This window comes from Streptomyces sp. NPDC001515, from assembly GCF_053597115.1.
This window is the reverse complement of sequence record NZ_JBSFHN010000003.1, coordinates 287,482-310,188: the sequence shown is the minus strand read 5'-3', so window position 1 is coordinate 310,188 and position 22,707 is coordinate 287,482. Positions and strand designations below refer to the sequence as shown.

The 22,707-nt window shown below is 73.2% G+C and carries 23 protein-coding genes; 9 read left to right on the top strand and 14 right to left on the bottom strand.

Annotation, left to right across the window (positions count from 1 at the left end; all coding sequences use genetic code 11):
- Window positions 1–403 precede the first annotated feature (403 nt).
- From ACWCXC_RS06570 to ACWCXC_RS06550, 5 genes are all read left to right on the top strand, one after another.
- Window positions 404–679, top strand: a complete 276-nt coding sequence (locus ACWCXC_RS06570) for a DUF7848 domain-containing protein (protein ID WP_450887013.1) — start codon at window positions 404–406, stop codon at window positions 677–679.
- Window positions 676–1,341: a hypothetical protein gene (locus tag ACWCXC_RS06565; protein ID WP_450887011.1), complete on the top strand. Its 666-nt coding sequence runs from the start codon at window positions 676–678 to the stop codon at window positions 1,339–1,341. Before ACWCXC_RS06570 ends, ACWCXC_RS06565 begins: the two co-directional genes overlap by 4 nt.
- Window positions 1,342–1,552: 211 nt before the next feature.
- Entirely contained in the window at window positions 1,553–2,458 is a 906-nt protein-coding gene (locus ACWCXC_RS06560) for a radical SAM protein (protein ID WP_450887009.1), read from the top strand.
- Between the two features lie 21 nt (window positions 2,459–2,479).
- On the top strand, window positions 2,480–2,842 hold the full coding sequence (locus tag ACWCXC_RS06555) for a hypothetical protein (RefSeq protein ID WP_450887007.1): 363 nt from the start codon (window positions 2,480–2,482) through the stop codon (window positions 2,840–2,842).
- A 127-nt stretch (window positions 2,843–2,969) separates the two neighbouring features.
- On the top strand, window positions 2,970–3,368 hold the full coding sequence (locus ACWCXC_RS06550) for a hypothetical protein (protein ID WP_450887005.1): 399 nt from the start codon (window positions 2,970–2,972) through the stop codon (window positions 3,366–3,368).
- A gap of 164 nt (window positions 3,369–3,532) precedes the next feature.
- Here ACWCXC_RS06550 and ACWCXC_RS06545 read toward each other — a convergent pair whose 3' ends face one another.
- The 8 genes from ACWCXC_RS06545 to ACWCXC_RS06510 form a co-directional block, all read right to left on the bottom strand.
- On the bottom strand, window positions 3,533–4,555 hold the full coding sequence (locus ACWCXC_RS06545) for a VOC family protein (RefSeq protein ID WP_450887003.1): 1,023 nt from the start codon (window positions 4,553–4,555) through the stop codon (window positions 3,533–3,535).
- A gap of 106 nt (window positions 4,556–4,661) precedes the next feature.
- Window positions 4,662–5,048 (bottom strand): spore-associated protein A, encoded by a 387-nt coding sequence (locus ACWCXC_RS06540; RefSeq protein WP_450887001.1) that lies wholly within the window; start codon window positions 5,046–5,048, stop codon window positions 4,662–4,664.
- Between the two features lie 29 nt (window positions 5,049–5,077).
- Window positions 5,078–5,530, bottom strand: coding sequence for a hypothetical protein (locus tag ACWCXC_RS06535; protein WP_450886999.1), 453 nt, complete (start codon window positions 5,528–5,530; stop codon window positions 5,078–5,080).
- Window positions 5,531–5,678: 148 nt separating this feature from the next.
- Window positions 5,679–6,572: an ectoine hydroxylase gene (gene thpD, locus ACWCXC_RS06530; protein WP_450682664.1), complete on the bottom strand. Its 894-nt coding sequence runs from the start codon at window positions 6,570–6,572 to the stop codon at window positions 5,679–5,681.
- A 4-nt stretch (window positions 6,573–6,576) separates the two neighbouring features.
- A complete protein-coding gene (locus ACWCXC_RS06525) occupies window positions 6,577–6,975 on the bottom strand; it encodes an ectoine synthase (protein ID WP_450682665.1) in 399 nt (132 codons plus the stop codon).
- A gap of 96 nt (window positions 6,976–7,071) precedes the next feature.
- Window positions 7,072–8,334: a diaminobutyrate--2-oxoglutarate transaminase gene (ectB, locus tag ACWCXC_RS06520; protein WP_450886996.1), complete on the bottom strand. Its 1,263-nt coding sequence runs from the start codon at window positions 8,332–8,334 to the stop codon at window positions 7,072–7,074.
- Between the two features lie 80 nt (window positions 8,335–8,414).
- The gene (ectA, locus tag ACWCXC_RS06515; RefSeq protein ID WP_450682713.1) at window positions 8,415–8,879 is read right to left on the bottom strand and encodes a diaminobutyrate acetyltransferase; all 465 of its coding nucleotides are present in this window, start codon (window positions 8,877–8,879) and stop codon (window positions 8,415–8,417) included.
- Window positions 8,880–9,264: 385 nt separating this feature from the next.
- Complete coding sequence (locus tag ACWCXC_RS06510; RefSeq protein ID WP_450682667.1) at window positions 9,265–10,371, bottom strand: pyridoxal-phosphate-dependent aminotransferase family protein; 1,107 nt, start codon at window positions 10,369–10,371, stop codon at window positions 9,265–9,267.
- A 169-nt stretch (window positions 10,372–10,540) separates the two neighbouring features.
- On the opposite strand from ACWCXC_RS06510, the gene ACWCXC_RS06505 reads away from it, so the two are divergent.
- The 3 genes from ACWCXC_RS06505 (at window position 10,541) to ACWCXC_RS06495 (ending at window position 13,735) form a co-directional block, all read left to right on the top strand.
- Entirely contained in the window at window positions 10,541–11,641 is a 1,101-nt protein-coding gene (locus ACWCXC_RS06505; RefSeq protein WP_450682668.1) for an amidohydrolase family protein, read from the top strand.
- Between the two features lie 342 nt (window positions 11,642–11,983).
- Window positions 11,984–13,159: an SCO1860 family LAETG-anchored protein gene (locus ACWCXC_RS06500; RefSeq protein WP_450886993.1), complete on the top strand. Its 1,176-nt coding sequence runs from the start codon at window positions 11,984–11,986 to the stop codon at window positions 13,157–13,159.
- A 180-nt stretch (window positions 13,160–13,339) separates the two neighbouring features.
- Window positions 13,340–13,735 (top strand): group I truncated hemoglobin, encoded by a 396-nt coding sequence (locus ACWCXC_RS06495; protein WP_450886991.1) that lies wholly within the window; start codon window positions 13,340–13,342, stop codon window positions 13,733–13,735.
- Here the strand turns inward: ACWCXC_RS06495 and cobC are convergent.
- Window positions 13,725–15,317, bottom strand: coding sequence for an Rv2231c family pyridoxal phosphate-dependent protein CobC (cobC, locus tag ACWCXC_RS06490; RefSeq protein WP_450886989.1), 1,593 nt, complete (start codon window positions 15,315–15,317; stop codon window positions 13,725–13,727). The two genes, ACWCXC_RS06495 and cobC, sit on opposite strands and share 11 nt — an antisense overlap.
- Before the next feature lie 102 nt (window positions 15,318–15,419).
- On the opposite strand from cobC, the gene ACWCXC_RS06485 reads away from it, so the two are divergent.
- Window positions 15,420–16,142, top strand: a complete 723-nt coding sequence (locus ACWCXC_RS06485; protein ID WP_450682672.1) for a ZIP family metal transporter — start codon at window positions 15,420–15,422, stop codon at window positions 16,140–16,142.
- Window positions 16,143–16,165: 23 nt separating this feature from the next.
- Here the strand turns inward: ACWCXC_RS06485 and ACWCXC_RS06480 are convergent, their stop codons facing one another.
- The 5 genes from ACWCXC_RS06480 to ACWCXC_RS06460 are packed head-to-tail and all read right to left on the bottom strand — an operon-like array spanning window position 16,166 to window position 22,677.
- Window positions 16,166–17,509 (bottom strand): cobyrinate a,c-diamide synthase, encoded by a 1,344-nt coding sequence (locus ACWCXC_RS06480; RefSeq protein ID WP_450682673.1) that lies wholly within the window; start codon window positions 17,507–17,509, stop codon window positions 16,166–16,168.
- Window positions 17,503–18,102: a cob(I)yrinic acid a,c-diamide adenosyltransferase gene (gene cobO / locus ACWCXC_RS06475; protein ID WP_450682674.1), complete on the bottom strand. Its 600-nt coding sequence runs from the start codon at window positions 18,100–18,102 to the stop codon at window positions 17,503–17,505. Before cobO ends, ACWCXC_RS06480 begins: the two co-directional genes overlap by 7 nt.
- Window positions 18,102–20,129, bottom strand: a complete 2,028-nt coding sequence (locus tag ACWCXC_RS06470) for a putative cobaltochelatase (RefSeq protein WP_450886986.1) — start codon at window positions 20,127–20,129, stop codon at window positions 18,102–18,104. The genes cobO and ACWCXC_RS06470 overlap by 1 nt, the downstream gene beginning before the upstream one ends.
- Window positions 20,126–21,679, bottom strand: a complete 1,554-nt coding sequence (locus ACWCXC_RS06465) for a cobyric acid synthase (RefSeq protein ID WP_450886984.1) — start codon at window positions 21,677–21,679, stop codon at window positions 20,126–20,128. Before ACWCXC_RS06465 ends, ACWCXC_RS06470 begins: the two co-directional genes overlap by 4 nt.
- The gene (locus ACWCXC_RS06460) at window positions 21,676–22,677 is read right to left on the bottom strand and encodes a cobalamin biosynthesis protein (RefSeq protein WP_450886982.1); all 1,002 of its coding nucleotides are present in this window, start codon (window positions 22,675–22,677) and stop codon (window positions 21,676–21,678) included. Before ACWCXC_RS06460 ends, ACWCXC_RS06465 begins: the two co-directional genes overlap by 4 nt.
- Window positions 22,678–22,707: the final 30 nt, after the last annotated feature.

Below are 22,707 nucleotides of genomic sequence, written 5' to 3'. Positions count from 1 at the left end.
CACGACCCACGGCCGCGACTCCCTCTTCCCCACGCACCAATCAACGAGCGATCAAGCTGACCGTCACACCATCAGACACTTCTGTTAGCGGCTCTTAATCCTTGTGCGCTTCCCAACAGTACCGCCGGGCGTGATCGCGCGGTTGCCTAGAGCGAACAGCCGGAACCGCAGTGGAAGGGGACGAGCGAGTGAGCACGGAGCCGGTACCGCCTCGCGTAGGTGTGCTGATGGTGGACACAAGCTGTAGTCGTGTCGGCGAGTTCTGCGGGGTTTGGTGCGGCAAGTGGTCACTTCGTCCGGTCGGTGGCGGCACGGAATGGACCGCCGACCCCGAGGACGTCGAGCCCGCCACCGTTGAACAGCGGTTGCGCGCCGGGACCGCCCTTGCGAACGCGCGTAGCCGGTGGAGGCAACGACTGTGACCCGGAGATTTCAGCTCATGCGCTGGTCCCTGGTGCGCACCGACGACGAGCCCAACACCCCCGCGCCGACGTACATCATTCGCTGCTGCACGCTGGACGACGACAAGGAATGCGGGGCCGAGTCCGGGCCGCGGACGGATGCCGACACCGCGCGGAAGTGGGCGCTCGATCACTGGGAGTCCACCGGCCAGGACCATTCGGCGTTCAGCGAGTGGACCGTTCACCCGTCGGCGATGCATCAGGACGGTTCGGCATGACCGGCACCAGCAAGCCGGCGGGGTACTGGGCCGAGGTGCGCGCCTGGGGGCCGGTGTACGGAACTGGCGAGTCCGCGCAATACGTTTTAGGCACCTTCCAGACCATTTCCCCGGTGCTGGCGCTCCGATGGCTCAGGGGCGAGGCATTGCATATCGCGGACCGACTCGACCCCGACCCCGAACGCTCCGCGTGGGTACAGCCAGAGATGTTGGTGGGCACGGCTCCGGTTCCCGACTGCCCTGCGGAACTCCGCGTGTGGGCCGACTCGGTCGAGGAGCCCGAAGCCCGCGAGTACATCAAGAGCGGGCATCCGCTGTGCGAGACCTTCCCGGATGCGGACTGCACTTACAGCCTGTCCGTGTGTCCGGTGATCCTTCCCGCCGCCGATCCGTACCGACCGTTACCCGGGCAGCAGACCTTCCGCGGTGATGGGCTGTCGCACCCGTTGCGCGCGAAGACCGAGTGCGCCGACGCCCGAGCCGACGTGATCAGGCGCTACCAGTCCGACGAGTCCGCCGCCCGTCTCGCCCGCGAGTATCGCGCTCCCCAGGGATGGTTCGCGGTGCAGTTGGGGAGGCGGGGCGTTCAGGTCCGGGACCGGTCCGCCGTTGCTGTTGTTCGCGGCCCCGGACCCGACCGCATGGGGGTCCTGATGCTCTGAGACTCCGCCTCCTCGCCGCATGACCCGCGCTGCGGGAGGGAGGCGGGCACTGCCCCGGTCGGCTGTCCTGTGTGACGGTTTGGCAGCCGGCCGGGACCACTGCAACAAGCGACCCACCCCGGGGACCAAGTCCCCATGCCCGGCGGGAAAGTGGCTGCTTTCCCGCCGGACCGTGCACCAGAGAAACCCACGACACAAGAGGGGATCACTCATGGCACCGACCACATTATCGGCGCTGCGGTTCGCGTGGCTGGAGGTGACGGGCCTTTGCCAGGAGACCTGTTCTCACTGCTACGCGGACAGCGGGCCCAAGGGAACACACGGCACCATGACCGTCGCGGACTGGCTGAGCGTCATCGACCAGCTTGCGGACATGGGCACCGTGGACGTCCAGTTCATCGGCGGGGAACCGACGCTGTACCCCAACCTGCCCGAGCTGATCGGGCACGCGCACGAGCGCGGCCTCGGCATCGAGGTCTTCTCCAACATGGCGCACATTCGCCCGGGACTCTGGGACGCGTTCACGCAGTACGGCGTCAAGCTCGCCATGTCGTACTACTCGGACGACTCCAACGAGCACGACCAGGTGACCGGGCTCAGGGGATCGCACCGCAAGACCCGTGCCAACGTCCAGAAGGCGTTGGAACTCGGCGTCCCGATGCGGGGCGGGGTCGTCGCGGTGCGCTCCGGGCAGCGTGTCGAGGAAGCGGCCCGAGATCTCGTGTCGCTCGGCGTTCCGCAGGTGGGCGGGGACCGGACCCGGGCGTTCGGACGTGCCAGTCAGGGGGCCGTGCCGACGATCAAGGACTTGTGTGGACACTGCGCACAGGAAAAGTGCGCCATCGGTCCCACGGGCGACATGTGGCCGTGCGTCCTCGGGCGGTTCCTGACCATGGGCAACGTCAAGACCACACCGATTGCCGAGGTCTGGAGCGGCGTGCGGGCCGCGCGGGTCACCGCCGATATCGCAGCCGTGCACGGCAACGGGGTCCAGTCGTGCACCCCGCCGCAGTTCCTTCCGATGTGCGGCCCGTGCGGACCGTGCGTGCCGTCTGTGGGGCACTGTGACCCGCGAGAGGCAACCGCGGAGGCGCCACCCATCGGTGCATCCGCCTAACCAGTACAGGAGACAGCGACCATGAACGATCACGGCGACGACTTCAACGTGTGGTGTGGGGATACCGGCAGTGCCACCGCCCACCGCACCGAGGAAGAGTGGCTGAACGTCGCACGCTACGTGCGGCATGCCGCCAACAAGCTGTTGCCGCGAGCCTTGCCGCTGTGCTTGCCCGGGGAACCGCAGGAGTGCGGACGGGTCGCGCAACAGCACGTCATGGCGTGGGCAGCGGTGCTCAAGGCTGCCGCACAGCGCGTGATCGAGGATGCTTCGCCGGCTCCGGCACACGCGTACTACGCGGGCCAAACCCTGTATCAGCGTTCCTTGGCCGAGCTGCGAGGGCAGGCAGCCCGCCCGCACGACGCCGGGAACGTCAACGGGTAGGGCCACGTCGAGCCCCGTCCGTGTGCTGCCCCCCGTGGCACACGGGCGGGGCCCCGTTGTTCCGACTTCCACACTCCGAGGACCGCTCCACGTGTTGCAGTGCACCGCCTACACCAAGATTCCCGAGTTGGACGCACTCGTTGCGCTGACCACCATGGAAGGGGGTCCCGAACAGCCTCCGGACGCCCTCGCCTTCGGCGACCACCTCATGTGCGAACTCGGCGAGCACGACGACCACCAGGAGCACGCTGCACAACTCTGGTCCGCCGAGATTCCCGCCGAGCGGGACCTATGGCTGTTCTGGAACGGGACCGACGCCGACCGCGCATGCAGATTCGCCGAGCTGACACCGTGCCCTGCGCTGTACCGCCCCGACTCGGTCGAGCACTGCGAGGCGTGTGTGTTCTACGCCGGACACCCCGCCGCCCACTCGTGGAGCGTCAGAGACCCGCTCGGGCGACTGCTGGAAGACATCGCCCGCCGGAACGTGCAGCAGATGTTCACGGACGGGCCGGACGGGACATGACCCGTTGGGTACGGTCACGCCGAGCGTGCGGGATCTCGGATACGCACACCAGGTGTTCCGGGACCAGCGAGGGGCCATAGCAACCATTCGTCGTCCCGAGGAGCTGTGCAGGTCGTTGGTCGGCGTAGACCAACGTGTCCTGGTTCTCCCACCGGTAGCGGACGCTACGCCTGCGGGGCCTCCTCCGGCGGGGCCCCGCGCCACTTCCACGAGGTGCGGCGCTCACGGCCGGGCAGGGCCGTGCGGCCGGTGCACCACAGCAGCACCGCCCAGCGGTCCTCGTCCTCGGGGGCGTCGGGGAAGAGCCGGGCCAGCACCCGGTCGCACAGGTCCCGCGGCGGCGCCCACGTCAGCGAGAGCCCGGCCGCGGCGTCGTGGGTGTGCACCAGGGTCTCCACGACGCCCATCGCGGCGAAGCCCTCCGGGTCGGAGGGGCCGTAGGAGTGGAAGGAACGGGTGGCGGGCGGCACCGTGCGGACCATCGCGCTCAGCAGGGCGCCGCCCGCCTCCACCGTCGTCAGCAGCCCGGCCACCCCCGCCTCCGGGTCGGCCCAGACCGCGTTCCAGGGCCCGCCCTCGCGCCGAGGTGCCCAGCGGTAGGGCAGGTACGTCTCCAGCGAGGGCGCGGCCGGGGCGAGTTGCACCGCGTACGAGAACAGGTCGTCCTGCAGATGGTCGACCGTCTCCCAGCAGTCCCAGGTGAGGTCCCCCGCCGGAACGCGCCAGTCCCGGTCCGCCGCCGCGCCCAGCGTCTCCACGCACAGCCGCACCGCCGCCGTGACGTCGTCCGCCGTGACGGGCAGCCGCGTCCCGCTCAGCCGCGCCCGCTCCTCGGCGCCGCACTCCACGCAGAACTCGTTGCCCTCCGGATCGGCCAGCGTCACCCACCCCCGCCCGTTCGGCCTCCGGTGGTCACCGACGACCGTGGCCCCGAGCGCCAGCAGCCGCTCCACCTCCTCGTCCCGGGTCCGGTCGGGCATGACGTCGAAGTGGACCCGGTTCTTGGTGCGCTTCGGCTCGGGCACCTGGACGAAGAGGAGGGCGGCGTGCGGGGTTTCGAGCAGCGCTTCGGGATCGCCGGGCCGATCGTCGTCGGTCAGCGAGCCGCCCAGCACCCGCGCCCAGAACGAGCCGAGCGCGTAGGCGTCCGCGCAGTCGATGGTGACGTGGTGTACGTGTGAGGTCATGGGGCCACTGTTTCCCGGCGGGCTCCGCCGGGTCCAGTGGATATGGGGCTCCTGCCCCGGGCGCGCGTGCCCCGGGGCAGGGTGCCGCGATCGGTGTCCGGACGGGTCAGGCGCAGTGGCCGGGGCCCCTGGCCACCGACTCGCTCCCGATCGTGCCGCCGAACGCGATGCAGGTGTTCAGACCGTTGACGTAGACCGGGCCCGCGTAGCTCGTGTAATAGCCGTTGTCGACGTCACCCGCGCCGGTGGCGGTGCGGGTGATCCATGCCTCCATCCACACGGCGGCCCCCGGACCGTTGCGTACCGCGACGGCGCAGTTCTTGCCGAGCGAGCCGTTCCAGGTCAGGAACAGCGTGCCCGAGGTCCCGATGGCAGCGGTCTCGACGACGCCGTACCCGGCACCACAGGCGCCGTTGTACGAGGCGGCCTGCGCGGACGCGGGAAGGGCGAGCATGCCGGCGCCCGAGAGGGCCAGCGTGCCGAGGACGGCCACGAGGCGTTGGGTCCTCCTCGAAGGGCGCCTCACGAGCGGTCCGCCGGTCCGGACGGGGCCGTGGTGGAGGCCAGGGTTCCGCAGTGTCCGTAACCGGAATTGCCGGCCGACGAGGCGACCTGCCCGTTGAACGACACGCAGGTACCCGGCGCGTACAGATACACCGGGCCCGCGTACTGGACGTAGTCGCCGTCGTCCCAGACCCCGGCACCGTCGCTCTGCCGGAACAGACCGACCGCCATGAACTGGCGTACGCCACCCGATTTCGGCACGGTGTACGCGCAGTTCAGCCCGGTCGAGCTGTTGTAGTAGAGGTACGTGTAGCCGGTGGAGAACTCCAGGGTGTCGATCTTGTTCCCGGCACAGACCGCGGCGGCGTGGGCGTTGGCCGCGGTGCCCATCACCAGCCCGCCCGTACACAGAGCCAGCGCGGCGGCGCTCGCGGCCGCGCGTCGAGCCGATCTTCGAAGCAGGATGCGCACGTGGGTCTCCTTCGTCGGAGAGTGACTGCTCGGTCCCGATCAGACTGGGCGTCCCGCACGTCGGCCGACAAGGTGACAACCCGTCAAGTTCGCTCATGGCAAGGGCGGGGCGGGACGCACCGCGCGTCCCGCCCCGCCCCGCGCGTCCCTACTTCACCGGGGTGAAGTCCCGTGCCCCGATGAACTCCGGGCGGCGCACGGGCGCCGCGAACGGCTCCTGCGCGGCGTTCTCCACGCTGTTGAAGACGATGAAGACGTTGCTGCGCGGGTAGGGGGTGATGTTGTCCCCGGAGCCGTGCATGGCGTTGCAGTCGAACCAGGTGGCCGAACCGGGCTTGCCGGTGAAGAGCCTGATGCCGTGGCGGTCGGCCATCTTCGTCAGGGCGTCGTCGGAGGGGGTGCCGGCGTCCTGCATCTGGAGCGACTTCTTGTAGTTGTCCTTGGGCGTCTCGCCCGCGCAGCCGAGGAACGACTTGTGCGAGCCGGGCATGATCATCAGCCCGCCGTTGGTGTCGTGGTTCTCGGTCAGGGCGATCGACACGGAGACGGTCCGCATGCGCGGCAGTCCGTCCTCGGCGTGCCAGGTCTCGAAGTCCGAGTGCCAGTAGAAGCCGGAGGCGCCGAAGCCGGGCTTCACGTTGATCCGGGACTGGTGCACATAGACGTCCGAGCCGAGGATCTGACGGGCCCGGCCCACCACCCGTTCGTCGCTGACCAGCCGGGCGAAGACCTCGCTGATCCGGTGGACCTCGAAGACGGACCGTACGGCCCGGGACTTCGGCTCGATGATCGAGCGCTCGTCCGCGCGCACGGCGGGGTCGGCGATCAGCCGTTCCAGTTCGGCGTGGTAGCCGGCCACCTCGTCCGGGGTGATGAGCTGTTCGACGCTGAGGAAGCCGTCGTGCTCGTAGCCCTGGAGCTCCTTGGCGGTGATCGGACCCGGTGCGCCCGGCGCGGACCAGATGACCGGGTCCTGGCGGGGAGTGGTCATCTCGGCGGCGCCGCGCGAGGGGTACAGATCGGTGCGTACGTCGGTGGTCATGGGTTCAGCCCTCCTCGGTCAGCAGCGGGTAGACACCGTTCTCGTCGTGCTCCTCCCGTCCGGTGACCGGCGGGTTGAAGACGCAGACGCAGCGGAAGTCCGTCTTGGGGCGCATGGTGTGGTGCTCGTGGCCGTCGAGCAGGTACATCGTGCCGGGCGTGATCCAGTGCTTCTCGCCCGTCTCGTCGTTGGTCAGCTCGGCCTCGCCCTCGACGCACAGCACGGCCTCGATGTGGTTGGCGTACCACATGGACGTCTCGGTGCCGGCGTACATGATGGTCTCGTGGAGCGAGAAGCCGACCTTCTCCTTGGCGAGCACGATGCGCTTGCTCTCCCAGGTGCCGGACTCGGCCTTCACATGCCGGTCGGTGTTCTCGATGTCGGCGAACGATCGGACGATCACGGTGGTTCGGTGCCTTTCTCTCTGCGGTGGTGGTACCCGCGGTGGCGGGGGTACGGGGACGGCGCGTGCGGGGACGCACCGCCCGGGGCCGTACGGTCAGGCGGTCTCGCGGACGGCGCGGGCCATGGTGCGCAGCCCCTCGTCCAGTTCCTCGGGGGTGATGGTCAGCGGCGGCAGCAGCTTCACGACCTCGCTCTGCGGGCCCGAGGTCTCCAGCAGCAGCCCCAGCTGGAACGCCCGGGCGCAGACGGCCGAGGCGCGCGCCGGGTCGTCGAACTCCAGGCCCCACACGAGCCCCCGGCCCCGGAAGCGCGCGCTGTCGTGCTCGCCGCAGACGGCCAGCAGCGCCTGCTCGACCTGCTCGCCGCGCTTCACGGTCTGCTTCTCCATCTGGCCGTCCGCCCAGTAGGCGTCCAGGGCCGCGGCGGCGGTGACGAACGCCGGGTTGTTGCCCCGGAAGGTGCCGTTGTGCTCGCCCGGCTCCCAGACGTCCAGCTCGGGCGTGAACAGGCAGAGGGACATCGGCAGTCCGTAGCCGCTGATCGACTTGGACAGCGTCACGATGTCCGGGGTGATGCCGGCCTCCTCGAAGGAGAAGAAGCCGCCGGTCCGGCCGCAGCCCATCTGGATGTCGTCGACGATCAGCAGCATGTCCTGGCGGTGGCACAGGTCCTGGAGCGCCCGCAGCCACTCGGCGCGGGCCACGTTGATCCCGCCCTCGCCCTGGACCGTCTCCACGATGACGGCGGCCGGGTGGTTGAGCCCGGATCCCTGGTCCTCCAGCAGCCGTTCGAACCAGAGGAAGTCCGGGACCTGGCCGTCGAAGTAGTTGTCGAACGGCATCGGCGTACCGTGCACCAGCGGGATGCCGGCCCCGGCCCGCTTGAACGCGTTGCCGGTCACCGCCAGCGAGCCCAGCGACATGCCGTGGAAGGCGTTGGTGAACGACACCACGGACTCCCGGCCCTTGACCTTGCGGGCCAGCTTCAGCGCGGACTCGACCGCGTTGGTGCCGGTCGGGCCGGGGAACATCACCTTGTACGGCAGGTCGCGCGGGCGCAGGACCACGTTCTGGAAGGTCTCCAGGAAGGCCCGTTTGGCGGTGGTCGCCATGTCGAGCCCGTGGGTGATGCCGTCGCGTTCGATGTAGTCGATCAGCGCGCGCTTGAGCACCGGGTTGTTGTGGCCGTAGTTGAGCGAGCCCGCGCCGGCGAAGAAGTCGAGGTAGGTGTGGCCGTCCTCGTCGGTGAGCCGGGCGCCCTGCGCCCGGTCGAAGACGGCGGGCCAGCCGCGGCAGTAGCTCCGTACCTCGGACTCCAGGGTCTCGAAGACGCTGAGGGCGGGCGGGGTGATGGTCACAGCGGGTCTCCTGCGTGAGGGGGGTGTGACGGGCGGTGAAGAGGCGGCCGGCGGGCGGTGCCCCGTCGGCACGGTGGCGCTCAGGTGTGGAACGGGCCGATGCGGTAGAGCACTTCGGGAAGATGCGTGTCCTCGGGGAACAGCGCGCCGTCGAAGAGCACCTCGCGCTCCAGCGCCACGTCGTGGCGGCGCGCGTACGAGGTGAACAGCCGGTCGGACGGCGCGTTGTCGGGGGTGACGGTCGTCTCGACGGAGGCGAGGCCCTGCTCGGCGGCGACCCGCGCGGTCAGGCTGTCCAGCAGCTTCCCCGCCAGCCCGGTGGAGCGGTGGCCGGCGTCGACGGCGACCTGCCAGACGACCAGCGTCTCGGGGCGGTCGGGCCTGATGTACCCGGTCACGAAGGCGACCGGGGTGCCGGTCTCGTCGCGGGCGACCACGGAGGTCGCCGCGAAGTCACGGCACCACAGCAGGTAGCTGTACGAGGAGTTGAGGTCCAGGACCTCGGAGTCGCGGGCGATACGCCAGATCGCGGCCCCGTCCTCCACTCGTGGGATGTCGATGGTGATGAATTCGCTTCGGGCACGTGCACAATCTGCTGGTGCGGCGGTCATGTGAATTGAATTTACCCAGCAAATTTCCAAATCGCATCGAGGGAAGGGGTTGGGTGAAAGTGTTCCCTGTGCTATCGCGCGAGCGCGCACACCGGCGCGAGGTCTTTGGGTTTTCGGCCGATTTGAGGGGTATTAATCGGTCATAGTGCCCATGGTGTGGAGTCGGTCACAAGCTTGTAACTCTCGTGGCGCACCGGCGCATTGTGTGCGGTGATCGCCCCGGAAACCCGGGTGTTTAGCCCGGGGAAGAGCGGGCAGAAGAATGCGGGGAGCTGCCCGGAATTAGGCTGCTCCCCGCACGGTGGAATAACGCTGGAATTTATTCGCTGGGCCAGGTTTCCGAAACGGCCTTCCGGGCAGCTTCCAGATCGACGGGCCGGCCCGTGTCGGCCAGCGCGGCCCCCAGCGCCGCCAGCGAGGACAGCACCGCGCCCCGCGTCGCGTCGACCCCGTAGTGATTGACCCGGATCATCTCCTTGGACAGCGCCCCGCCCCCCGCGATCAGCGGCAGCGACGGCTCGGCCGCGAGCGCCCGCGCGACCAGCGCCGAGGCGTCCACGCCCTCCGGCGCGCGCAGCGTCGTCGCCACCGGTGCCGCGTCGCGGGCCTCGTGCACATACGGGGCCAGGCCGCCGCCGAGCGCCCGCGCACCGGCCCGGGTGGCCGCGGCCGCCGCCGCGTGACGGGCCATCACGGCCTCGGCGCCCTCCGCCTCGATCCGCTCCACACACGCCTCCAGGGCCAGCATCTCCAACTGCGCCGGGGCGTGCGGAAGCGCCTTGCGGCCGGCGTCGATCCACCGCTCCTTCCAGTCCAGCAGGGAGAGGTACGAGCGGCGCGGCGCCTGCGGGTTGGCGGCCATCCGCTCCCAGGCGCGGGCGCTCACCGACACCGCCGAGACCCCGGCCGGGCCGCCCATCGCCTTCTGCGCGCCGATCACGCACAGGTCCACGCCCCAGGCGTCCGGCAGCAGCGGCTCGGCACCCACCGAGGCGACGGCGTCCAGCATGAACAGTGCCCCGTGCGCGCGCACGACCTCACCGATCTCGGCGACCGGGTTGGTGTTGCCGGTCGCGGCCTCCGCGTGGACCAGCGAGACGAAGTCGATCTCCGGGTGCGCGGCCAGGGCCCCGGCGACCTGGTCGGCGGTGACCGCCGTGTGGAAGGGCACCACGAGGTCGACGACCTCGGCGCCGCAGTCGCGCAGCCAGTTGCCGAAGGTCTGCCCGTACGGACCGGTGACCACGTTCAGCGCCGTGGACCCGGGCCGGGCGCCGCCCCGGATGCAGCCCTCCAGCGGCAGGAGCGCCTCGCCCTGCGTGATGACGACGTCCTGCTCGGTGGCGAGGAGGCGGGCCACCCGCCGCTCGATCGCCGCGAAGTGCGCGGCGGTGAGCGGGGTCAGATCGAGGAAGGGGTGCGTCACGGCGGGGCTCTCTTCGGAATCGGATCGATGTGCGGCCCGGCCTGCCGGCCGCGCCTCCACCGAGGGTACCCAGGGGGTCCCGGCGGGCCCGCGCGGACCGTCCGGACCCGTCCGCCGGCCCCCGGTCCGGGGGTGGGGGCCCGGCCGGTCGCCTCGTACAGTGCTGTGCATGAGCGATCACGAGGCGGCGCGGGTACTGCGGGTGGAGGGCCGGGTGCTGGTCGGCCCGGACGACGTCAGGGACGGGCTCTGGGCGGTCGACGGCCGGGTGACGTACGAACGGCCCCCGGGCGCGGACGCGGCGGACGTGGTCACCGGATGGGTGCTCCCGGGCCTGGTCGACGCGCACTGCCACGTCGGACTCGACCACCACGGCGCCGTCGACGCGGCCACCTCCGAGAAGCAGGCCCTCGACGACCGGGCCGCCGGTGCGCTGCTGCTGCGGGACGCGGGCTCACCGGCCGACACCCGGTGGATCGACGACCGCGAGGACCTGCCGAAGATCATCCGGGCCGGCCGCCACATCGCCCGGCCGCGCCGCTACACCCGCAACTACGCGCATGAGATCGAGCCCGGGGACCTGGTGGCCTACGTGGCGCGGGAGGCCCGGCGCGGGGACGGCTGGGTGAAGCTCGTCGGGGACTGGATCGACCGCGAGGTCGGTGATCTGACCGCCTGCTGGCCGCGCCGGGAGGTCGAGGAGGCGATCGCGGAGGCCCACCGGCTCGGCGCCCGGGTCACCGCGCACTGCTTCGCCGAGGACGCGCTCGTCGATCTCGTCGAGGCCGGGATCGACTGCATCGAGCACGCCACGGGACTGACCGAGGACACCATCCCGCTCTTCGCCGAACGCGGCGTCGCGATCGTGCCGACCCTGGTCAACATCGCCACCTTCCCGGAGCTGGCCCGGGGCGGCGAGGCCAAGTACCCCCGCTGGTCGGCCCATATGCGCCGGCTGCACGAGCGCCGCTACGCCACCGTGCGCGCGGCGTACGACGCCGGGGTGCCGGTGTTCGTCGGCACGGACGCGGGCGGGGTGCTGGCCCACGGGCTGGTGGCCGACGAGGTCGCGGAGCTGGTCCGGGCGGGCATCCCGGCCCTGGACGCGCTGTCCGCGACGGCGTGGGGCGCCCGCTCCTGGCTCGGCAGGCCCGGTCTGGAGGAGGGGGCCCCGGCCGATCTCGTGGTGTACGAGGAGGACCCGCGCGCCGACGTCCGCGTGCTGGCAGCCCCCCGCCACGTCGTGCTCGACGGGCGGGTCGTGGGCTGACGCGCGGCCCGGCCTCCGCGTCCCGGACCCGCGCGGTCCGGGACGCGTCCGGTTGACCGGCAGTGACCCCGGGCGCGTCCGGTCGTTGGAATGGTCCGCCCCGGCCGCGCGGGAGCCGTACGCACCCGTCGCGCTCGGTGAAACGGGTGAACCCGAGGAACGCATGTGCCGGAATAATCGAATACAAGCACGGAAACCCCCCTTTGGGGTGAACTCACCTCGGGTATCTGCCAGTTCACCCTCTGTGCGTAAAGATTCACGGAGTCGAGGCCACCGGTGCCCGCGATGTCCCCCATTGGACGGCGCCGGTGGCTCCATGTCTCTTGTGGGGGTTCCACCATCTTGAACAGCAACACCTTCCGCCTCGCCGCCCTGGCGGCCGCCGCCGCTCCCGTCGCCCTGCTGGTGGCCGCCCCGGCGCCGGCCGCCGCCGCGCCGGCCACCACGACCACCGGCGACGGGAAGGCGAGCGCGGTCGTGCTCCGTACCGCCCTCGACGTCTCGCTGCTGAACAAGGCGATCGACGTGCCGCTCAAGGCCACGCTCAACGAGGTGAGCGCCCCGCGGAGCGCCGAGCGGACCGCGCTCACCGTGAAGCTGGACGGGGTGGAGAGCGGAAGGCCGGTCCACGTGCTGCGCGCCGATGCGGCCACCGCGCGGGCGACCGTCGGGCGGCACCGCGCCGAGGGCCACAGCAATGTGGTGAGGGCCCGGCTGCACCTGCCCGGTCTGCCGCTGCTCTCGCTCGTCGAGGTCGAGCAGGTCACCTCGAAGGCCGTCTGCGAGACTGGACACCGGCCGGTGGCCGAGTCGAACGTCCTGGGCCATGTGAAGGTCCTCGGCAAGCGCGTCACCCTGTCCGCCGGGGGCACCACCCGGGTCGCCGTTCCCGGCGTCGGCTCGGTGACCCTGGACCTCTCGAAGACCGGCACCACCACCCGCACGGCCGCGGCGGTCGCCCTTCGGCTGAAGGTCGCGGTCAACCCGCTCGACCTCAACGTGGCCGATGTGAAGGGCGAGGTCACGCTCGCCGAGGCCACCTGCGAGACGCCGAAGCGGGGCGGCGACGGGAGCACCGGTGGCTCCGGCAGCGGCGGTGCGGACAACGGCGGTTCGGGCAACGGAGGCTCCACCGGCAGCGGCGGCTCCGACAACGGCGGCACGACCACCGGCGGTTCGGACGACGGCGGCGCCACCACGGGCGCGACGACCGGCGGCGGCTCCACGCAAGGCGGCGGCGACAACGGGGGTTCGGGCAACGGCGGCTCCGGCAACGGCGGTTCGGGCAGCGGCGGCTCCGGCAGCGGCGGCGCCACCTCCGGATCCGGCACCACGGGCTCCACCGGCGGCGACGTTACGACCCAGACCGGCACCGACCGGGCGCCGCGGTCCACCGACGCCGATCTCGCGGAGACCGGCAGCAGCTCCAGCACGCCGTACATCGCCGGCGGCGCGGCCCTGCTGCTCGGGGCCGGTGGCGCGGCGACCGTCGTGGCCAGGCGCCGTTCGCAGAGCTGACCGGGGCCCGAACCCGAGGGTGACGGCGGGGGCCGTCACCGGGGGAGAGAGACCACGGGGGAGCGGGGGAAGGGGAGCGGCGTCCACAGTCGGAACGCCGCTCCCCACTTCCCCGTCCGCACCTGTGGATTCCGGCCAACCGCGTCCGTCCGGCCCGCTTCGACGCCATGTTCGACTGCCATGGATCAGACCAAGGAGTCGGTGGCCCCCGGCCCGGCGCCGGCGAGCATCTTCGACCGGATGGGCGGCGCCGACGCCGTCGCCGCCGTGGTGGACCTCTTCTACGTACGCGTCCTGGACGACGACGTGCTGGCTCCCTACTTCACCGGCACGGACGTCGACCGTCTCAAGGCCCACCAGCGCGCCTTCGTCGGCAGCGCCCTCGGCTCCCCGGGTCCCTACGCCGGCCGGGGCATGAACCGCGCGCACCAGGGACTCGACATCACCGGCGCGCACTTCGACCGGGTGGTGGAGCACCTCGCCGCCGCGCTGGCCGAGGCCGGGGCCGACGACGGCACCATCGGGGAGATCGCCGGACGCCTCGCCCCGCTCAAGCCGGAGATCGTCAGCGGCTGACCGCCGACAGCGCCTGGAGCGCCAGGTCGAACGCCTGGAGGAAGCGGTTGGTCGTCGCGCGGTCCCGCACGGCCAGCCGCAGCCACTCGGCGCCGAGCCCGGGGAAGGTGTCACCGCGCCGGGCCGCGAAGCCCAGCATCCGCAGCCGCTCCCGGATCTCGGCCGCGCGCTCCAGCCGCACCAGCACGAACGGCCCCCGCGCCGGCTCCACGACCTCGACCTCGGTGAACTCCCGCAGCCCCGCGACCAGATGGGCCCGGTCCACCGCGATCCGCTCCGCCGCCTCGGCCGCCTCCGCCAGCGCCCGGGGCTCCATGCACGCCTCCGCCGCCGCCAGCGCCGGGGACGACACCGGCCACAGCGGCTGCGCCTCCGCCAGCAGCCGTACGGTCTCCGGCGCCGCCGCCACATAGCCGACCCGCAGCCCGGCGAGCCCCCAGGTCTTGGTGAGACTGCGCAGCACGACCAGCCCGGGGACGTCCGTACGGCCGCACAGCGCCTCGCGCTCGCCCGGCACCGCGTCCATGAACGCCTCGTCGACCACCAGCGTCCGCCCCGGCCGGGCCAGCCGCTCCAGCACCGCCGCCGGATGCAGCACGGACGTCGGGTTGGTCGGATTGCCGACCACCACCAGATCCGCCTCCTGCGGCACCTCGGCCGGATCCAGCCGGAAACCGTCCCCGGCCCGCAGCAGCACCCGCCCCACCTCGTGCCCGGCCGCGCGCAGCGCCGCCTCCGGCTCGGTGAACTGGGGGTGCACCACGACCGGCCGGCGGGCCGGCAGCGCCCGCGCGATCAGCACGAACGCCTCCGCCGCCCCCGAGGTCAGCAGCACGCGTTCCGGTGCGAGACCGTGCCGCGCGGCGACGGCCGCACGGGCCGTGCGGCCGTCGGGGTAGGCGGCGAGCGCGCCCAGCGAGGCGGCTATCCGCTCGGTGAGCCAGTGCGGCGGCGTTCCGGCCCGTACGTTGACGGCGAGATCGGTCAGATCCCGGCCCCGTCCCCGTACCTCGGCGTCACCGTGGTGGCGAAGGTCGTGTCTCCCGGCGCCGGAGGCGTCGGGGCTGTCCGTGGGAATGTACATGGCCGCCATGGTGGGGGTGGGGGGACGGTGGGGAGGGCCGTCGTGATCCGGGTGGGTGCACGGCAGAACGACTATGCGCCCCCCACCCGGCTTCACGCAACGGTCCGGGGCGGTGACCGCGTTGCCCGGCGGCCCTGCGAACGGACCCCCGCGGGCCCGCCGCACCACCGCGCAGGTCGCCTTCGAGGCCCCGCTCCGGACGCGTGACTTCCGTTTGGGGACGAGGAGTTCGCCGCCCTCCGCGAGCGCGGCGGCCTCCGCGACCGAGGGCGTGCCGGTCGCGGCGAGCGGCGCCCCGGACGGATGCGGCACCGTGATTTCGGCCAGCACAGAGGCCGGAAACGAGCGCAGCGGCACCCCGAGCCGGGTGGCCGCCGCGACGATCCCCGGCTCGGCGGCCTTGGTGTCGACGGTGACCAGCTCCGCCACGGGAGGGGCCGCCGGGCCGACCGCCGCCAGCGCCTCCCGGACCAGGGCGACGACCTCGTCCCCGGTCACCCCCCGGGAGGCCCCCACCCCCACGACCAGTTCCGCGCCGCCCGGCCCGCCCGCGCCCGCCCGAAGATGCGGGGACCCGGACTCATCGGCTAGCAAGGCCCCATGGCGGTGTTCGTCGCGCTCGGCGCGTTCCTCATGACCCTGGCCGGCGGCTGGGTCGCCCGGCGCGTCACCGACCGCCGCCATCTGGTGCTCGGATTCGCCGGCGGACTCATGCTCGGCGTGGTCGGCCTCGATCTGCTGCCCGAGGCCATCGAGGCCGCGGGCGGCCTGGTCTTCGGCGTACCGGCGGCCCTGCTGCTGTTCGTCGGGGGCTTCCTCGTCGCACATCTGGTGGAGCGTCTGCTCGCCGTGCGCCAGGCGGCCCACGGCGCGGGCGAGGAACGGGTCCCCCAGGTCGGGCTGACCGCCGCGGCCGCCATGGTCGGCCACAGCCTCATGGACGGGGTCGCGCTCGGCGCCGCCTTCCAGGTCGGCGGCGGCATGGGCGCCGCCGTCGCCCTCGCCGTCATCACCCACGACTTCGCCGACGGCTTCAACACGTACACGATCACCAGTCTGTACGGGAACGCCCGCCGCAAGGCGATGGCGATGCTGTACGCGGATGCCGCGGCCCCCGTCGTCGGCGCGGCGACGACGCTCGTGTTCACCCTTCCGGAGGAACTGCTCGGCTGCTATCTCGGCTTCTTCGGCGGAGCGCTGCTCTACCTCGCCGCCGCCGAGATCCTGCCCGAGGCCCACCACGACCACCCGGCCCGCTCCACCCTGCTGTTCACGGTGGCGGGCGTGGGCTTCATCTGGCTGGTCGTCGGCCTCGCGCAGTGACCGGGGTGAGCCGGGTCCACCGCTCACCCGGCGCACCGCTCGACGAACCGCCGCGCCGTGGCCGGCAGGGACGCCCAGTGCGTGTGCAGATAACTGGCGTGCACCCCGCCCCGGACGAAGCCCTCCACCCTCGGCTCGGGCAGCCGCATCCCCCAGGCCGGAGTGTCACCGGCCCCCGGCTCCAGCACCGTGCGGTGGAACTCGTGCCCGCGCATCCGGGTCCCGGCCGCCGCCAGCACGTTGTCGGACAGCGCCACCGCCTCCCGGTAACCGAGCGTCAGCCGCCCCGACATCCGCGCCTCGGCGTCCAGGACCCCGCACATCGGCAGCCCGTCCAGCGACCGCGCCAGATACAGCAGCCCCGCGCACTCCGCGGCCACCGGCGCCCCCGAGGCGGCCAGCGCCGCGACCTCCCGGCGCAGCGCCTCGTTCGCCGACAGCTCCGGCCCGTACACCTCCGGGAACCCGCCCCCGACGACCAGCCCCGCCACCCCTTCGGGCAGCGCCTCGTCGCGCAGCGGGTCGAAGGGCACCACCTCGGCACCGGCCGCGGCCAGCAGTTCGGTGTGCTCGGTGTACGAGAAGGTGAACGCCGCCCCGGAGGCGACGGCGACGACCGGGCGGCGGGCCGGCCGGTGCTCCGGCGGGCTCCACGCCTCGCCGGGCACCGGCGGGGCCGACCGGGCCAGTGCCAGCAGCGCGTCCAGATCGCAGCCCGCCCGCACCTGTTCGGCCATCGCCGCGACCGCGTCCACCGCCCCGTCCTGCCGTTCGGCGGCCGGCACCAGACCCAGGTGCCGGGAGGGCACGGCGACCCGCTCGGCCCGCCGCAGCACCCCGAGGACCGGCACCCCGGACTCCTCCAGCGCCTCGCGCAGCAGCGTCTCGTGCCGGTCGGTGCCCACCTTGTTGAGGATCACCCCGCCGATGCGCACCCGGGGATCCCACGAGGCGAAACCGTGCACCAGCGCCGCCACCGACCGCGACTGCGAGGACGCGTCCACGACCAGCACCACCGGGGCCCGCAGCAGCTTGGCGACGTGCGCGGTGGACGCCAGCTCGCCCTGCCCCGAGGCCCCGTCGTACAGCCCCATGACCCCCTCGACCACCGCCAGGTCGCAGCCGCGCGCCCCGTGCAGGAACAGCGGCGCGACCAGATCGGGGCCGCAGAGATAGGCGTCGAGATTGCGCCCCGGACGGCCGGTCGCCAGCGTGTGGTAGCCCGGATCGATGTAGTCCGGGCCCACCTTGTGCCCGGACACGGCGAGTCCGCGGCCCGACAGCGCCGCCATCAGACCCGTGGCCACGGTCGTCTTGCCGCTCCCGGACGAGGGCGCGGCCACGACCAGCCGGGGGACGTTCACCACTCGATGCCCCTCTGGCCCTTCTGCCCGGCGTCCATCGGGTGCTTGACCTTCGTCATCTCCGTCACCAGGTCCGCCGCCTCCAGCAGAGCGGCCGGCGCGTTGCGCCCGGTGATCACCACATGCTGGGTGCCGGGCCGGTTCCGCAGCACCTCGACGACCTCGGCCGGGTCGATCCACCCCCAGTGCAGCGGATAGGCGAACTCGTCGAGCACGTACAGCCGGTACGTCTCCGCCGCCAGATCGCGCTTGACCTGCTCCCAGCCCTCACGGGCCTTCGCCTCGTTGTCGCTCTGGTCGTCGCGCTGGACCCAGGACCAGCCCTCGCCCATCTTGTGCCAGGTGACGGAGCCGCCCTCGCCGCTCGCCCCGAGGACCTTCAGCGCGTTCTCCTCGCCGACCTTCCACTTCGCCGACTTCACGAACTGGAACACCCCGATCGGCCACCCCTGGTTCCAGGCGCGCAGCGCCGTCCCGAAGGCGGCCGTCGACTTCCCCTTGCCGGCGCCGGTGTGCACCATCAGCAGCGGGCGGTTGCGCCGCTGACGCGTGGTGAGACCGTCGTCCGGCACGCTGTCCGGCTGTCCCTGAGGCATTACGCGACCCTCCTGAGGGTGTTCGTCACGTCCTTGACCAGACCGGCGACGGCGTCGGCCCGCAGCTCGTCGAGCGTGACGGCGGTGCCGCCCAGCTCACCGGCGAGCACCCCGGCGAGCCCCAGCCGGACCGGCCCCGCCTCGCAGTCCACGACGACCGACGCGGTGCCCCCGGCCGCGTGCAGCCGGGCCGCCCGCGCGGCCAGCGCCAGCGGCTCGGGCCCGCCGGTGGCCCGGCCGTCCGTCAGCACCACGAGCAGCGGCCGCCGCGAGGGATCGCGCAGCCGCTCCACCCGCAGCACCTCATGGGCCTTCAGCAGCCCGGCGGCCACCGGGGAACGGCCCCCGGTCGCCAGGCCCTCCAGCCGGGCCGCCGCGGCGTCCACCGAGGACGTCGGGGGCAGCACCAGCTCGGCGCCCCGGCCCCGGAAGGTGATCAGCCCGACCTTGTCCCGCCGCTGATAGGCGTCCAGCAGCAGGGAGAGCGCCGCCCCCTTCACCGCGCCCATCCGCTGCCGCGCGGCCATCGACCCGGAGGCGTCCACGACGAAGAGCACGAGGTTGCCCTCGCGCCCCTCCCGCACCGCCTGGCGCAGATCGTCCCGCCGCACCACCAGCCCCGGACCCGACCGGCCCCGCGCCCGCTGGTGCGGGGCTGCGGCCCGTACGGTCGCGGCCAGATGAAGCGCCGTCAGCCCGCCGCGCGGACGCCGGTCCCCGGTCGTCCGCCCCTGCGCGGAACGCGCCCGGGACCGCCGCCCCGCCGCCCCCTCGCCCAGCCCGGGAACGCTCAGCGCCTTCGTCCGGAACGGCTCACCTGCCCGGACCGGTGCCTGTTCACCGCCCTGCCCCGGCAGCGAGGGACCCGGCTCAGGTCCCCGCTCCGACGGGCCGTCACCGGCCGTCCCGGGCGTGTCGTCCGCTCCCGCCCCGGGACCCGGCGGCGTGTCGGGACCGCCCCCCCGGGGCGGCCGGCCACCGCCCCCGGGGCCGTCCGGCTCCGGATCGTCGTCCCCGCCGCCGTTCTCCTCCAGCGTGTCGTCGAGCTTGTCCTCGTCCAGCCCCGGCGCGTCGAAGGGGTTGCGCCGGCGGCGGTGGGGGAGCGCCAGCAGGGCGGCCTGCCGGACGTCCTCGGCCAGCACGTCCCCGCGCCCCGCCCAGGCGGCCAGCGCGGTCGCCGTCCGGGCCATCACGATGTCGGCCCGCATCCCGTCCACCTCGAACGCCGCGCACGTCGCCGCGATCTGCCGCAGCGCGCGGTCGCCCAGCCGGACCTCCGGCAGCAGCGCCCGCGCGGCCGTGATCCGCTCCCGCAGCGCCGCCTCCTCCGGCGCCCACCGGGCCGCGAAACCCGCCGGATCGTCGTCGTACGCCAGCCGCCGCCGCACCACCTCCACCCGCAGATCGGTGTCCCGGGACGCGGCGACCTCCACGGTCAGCCCGAACCGGTCGAGCAGCTGCGGGCGCAGTTCGCCCTCCTCGGGGTTCATCGTCCCCACGAGCAGGAACCGCGCGGCATGCCGTACGGAGACGCCCTCGCGCTCCACGTACGAGGCGCCCATCGCCGCCGCGTCCAGCAGCAGGTCGACCAGGTGGTCGTGGAGGAGGTTGACCTCGTCGACGTAGAGGATCCCCCGGTGCGCCTCGGCCAGCAGCCCCGGCTCGAAGGACTTCACGCCCTCGGCCAGCGCCCGTTCGATGTCCAGGGCCCCGACGAGCCGGTCCTCCGAGGCGCCGACGGGCAGCTCGACCGTGCGGGCGGGCCGCGCCGCGCCGGCCCCGGACGGGTGCGGGCCGTCCGGGCACACCGGATCGGGGGCGTCGGGGGCGCAGGAGAACCGGCAGCCGGGGACGACGGTGACCTCGGGCATCAGCGCGGCCAGTGCCCGGACGGCGGTGGACTTCGCGGTGCCCTTCTCGCCCCGGACGAGGACTCCGCCGACGGCGGGGCTCACCGCGTTGAGCAGCAGCCCGAGTCGCAGGTCGTCCTGTCCGACGATGGCGGTGAAGGGGTAGGGCGTACTCACATGACCTCCTGGGCGGGGGACGCGGGCGCACCCGGCGGAACGAACGGCAGTCCGGACGGCGCGCCCGACTCGATGAGCCGCCACAGCGCGTCGGTGTCCGCGTGCTCCTCGATCAGATCGCCGAGCCGGTCGAGCTGCTCCTCGCGGAGCGCGGCGAAGCAGGTGTCGGGGGCGGGGACGAAACGGCGGCCCCCGGCCCGCGCCACCTCGGTCAGGAAGGCGCGCCGGAAGGCGTCGCTCTCCAGCGAGCCGTGCCAGTGGGTGCCCCAGACGGAGCCGGAGCGGCAGCCGTCCAGCGGGCGGCCCCGCCCGTCGGTGAGGAAGGGCTCGCCGCCGCGCACGTCCGCGACGCCGTGGTGGATCTCGTACCCCTCGACCGGGGCGCCCAGCGCCTCGCCGGACGGCCGGGCGAGGGTCTTCTCGCGGTCGAAGCGGATCCGGACCGGGAGCAGCCCCAGCCCCTCGACGCGGCCGGCGCGCGATTCCACCTCGTCCTCGATCCGCTCGCCGAGCAGTTGGTAGCCGCCGCACACGCCGAGCACCGGACGGCCCTCGGCGGCCCGCCGCAGCAGCGCGTCGGCCAGTCCGCGCTCGCGCAGCCAGGCCAGCGCCTTCACGGTGCCCCGGGTGCCGGGCACGACGACGAGATCGGCGTCCGCCAGCTCCTCCGCGCGGTCCACGAACCGCACGACGACGCCCGGTTCGGCGGCCAGCGCGTCGACGTCGGTGAAGTTCGACATCAGCGGCACCGCGCACACGGCGACGCGCAGCACGTCTTCCCCGTGCGGCGGGGCCACCACCGACTCGCGCACGGCGCCGCGCAGCGACACCCGCAGTCCGTCCTCCTCGTCGATGCCCAGACCGTGCGCGAAGGGCAGCACCCCGTACGACGGCCGGCCGGTCAGCTCCCGCAGCATGCCGAGGCCGGGCTCCAGCAGCGAGACGTCGCCCCGGAACTTGTTCACCAGATAGCCGGCGATCAGCTCCTGGTCCTCGGGCGCGAGCAGCGCGGTCGTTCCGAAGAACGAGGCGAAGACCCCGCCCCGGTCGATGTCGCCGACCACCACCACCGGGAAGCGGGCGGCCCGCGCGATGCCCATGTTGACGATGTCGGTGCGCCGCAGATTGATCTCGGCCGGACTGCCCGCGCCCTCGCAGATCACCGCGTCGTACGTGCCGCGCAGCCGCTCCAGGCAGTCCGTGACGGTGGACAGCAGGGACTCCTGCCGGCCCCCGTGGTAGCCCCGGGCGCTCATCTCGCCGACCGGGCGCCCCATCAGCACCACCTGGCTGGAGCGGTCGCTCCCGGGCTTGAGGAGCACCGGGTTCATCAGGGCGGTCGGCTCGACGCGGGCGGCCTGGGCCTGCATGGCCTGGGCCCGTCCGATCTCGGCGCCCTCGCGGGTCACGAAGGAGTTCAGCGACATGTTCTGCGCCTTGAAGGGCGCCACCTTCACGCCCCGGCGCACCAGCCAGCGGCAGATGCCCGCCGTGACGACGCTCTTGCCCGCGTCCGACGTGGTCCCGGCGACCAGCAGTCCGCCGCTCATGTCCTGCTCCGTCCGGTGGTGGGGGAGGGGGCGGCCCCGGCCCGGGACCGGAGGCGGCGGGCAGCCGCGCCCGCGCCCAGCCGGGCCACGACGCTGACGCCGAGCGCCAGGGCGCCGACCCGGCGCGAGAGCCGTACCGCGCGTTCGATGTCGGCGGTCTCCACGGCCCGGCCCGCCGCGCCGTTGAGCACGGGACGGTGCTCGACCCGGCCGCCGTAGGCCAGCGTGCCGCCGAGCCGCACGCCGAGCGCCCCCGCGAACGCGGCCTCCACCGGGCCCGCGTTGGGGCTCGGATGCGCGGCCGCGTCCGCCCGCCAGGCCCGGAGCGCCGCGCGCGGCGACCCTCCGGCGGCGGTGGCGAGCAGGGCGGTCAGCCGGGCGCCGGGCCAGCCGGCCACGTCGTCGAGGCGGGCGGAGGCCCAGCCGTAGCGCCGGTGGCGGGGCGACCTGTGGCCCACCATGGCGTCCAGCGTGTTGGCGGCCCGGAAGCCGACGAGTCCGGGGACGCCGCCCAGCGCCCCCCACACCAGGGCGCCGACGACGGCGTCCGAGGTGTTCTCGGCGACGGACTCCACGACGGCACGGGCGATCTGCGGTCCGTCCAGGGACTGCGGGTCGCGGCCGCACAGATGCGGCAGCCGTTCCCGGGCCCCCTCGACGTCCCCGGCGGCCAGCGCGCCGCCGATGGCCCGCGCCTCGCGCCCCAGGGAGGTTCCGCCGACGACGGACCAGGTGGCGGCGGCGGTCAGGGCCACGGAGGCGGCGGGGCGGTGGCGCAGGGCGCGGGAGGCCAGGGCGGCGGCCCCGGCGGCGCCGCCGGCGCAGACCAGGGTGTGCAGCGCGCCCCACCCCCGGTGGTCGCGCCACAGCAGGCGTTCGACGTCCGCCGCGGCCCGCCCGAAGGCGGCCACCGGATGGCCCCTGCGGGGGTCACCGAGCAGCAGATCACCGATCATCCCGGCCGTGGCGCCGTACGCGAAGACGCGATCGGCACGCACGGGTCAGCCGGCCGTGGCGCCTCGGCGGGC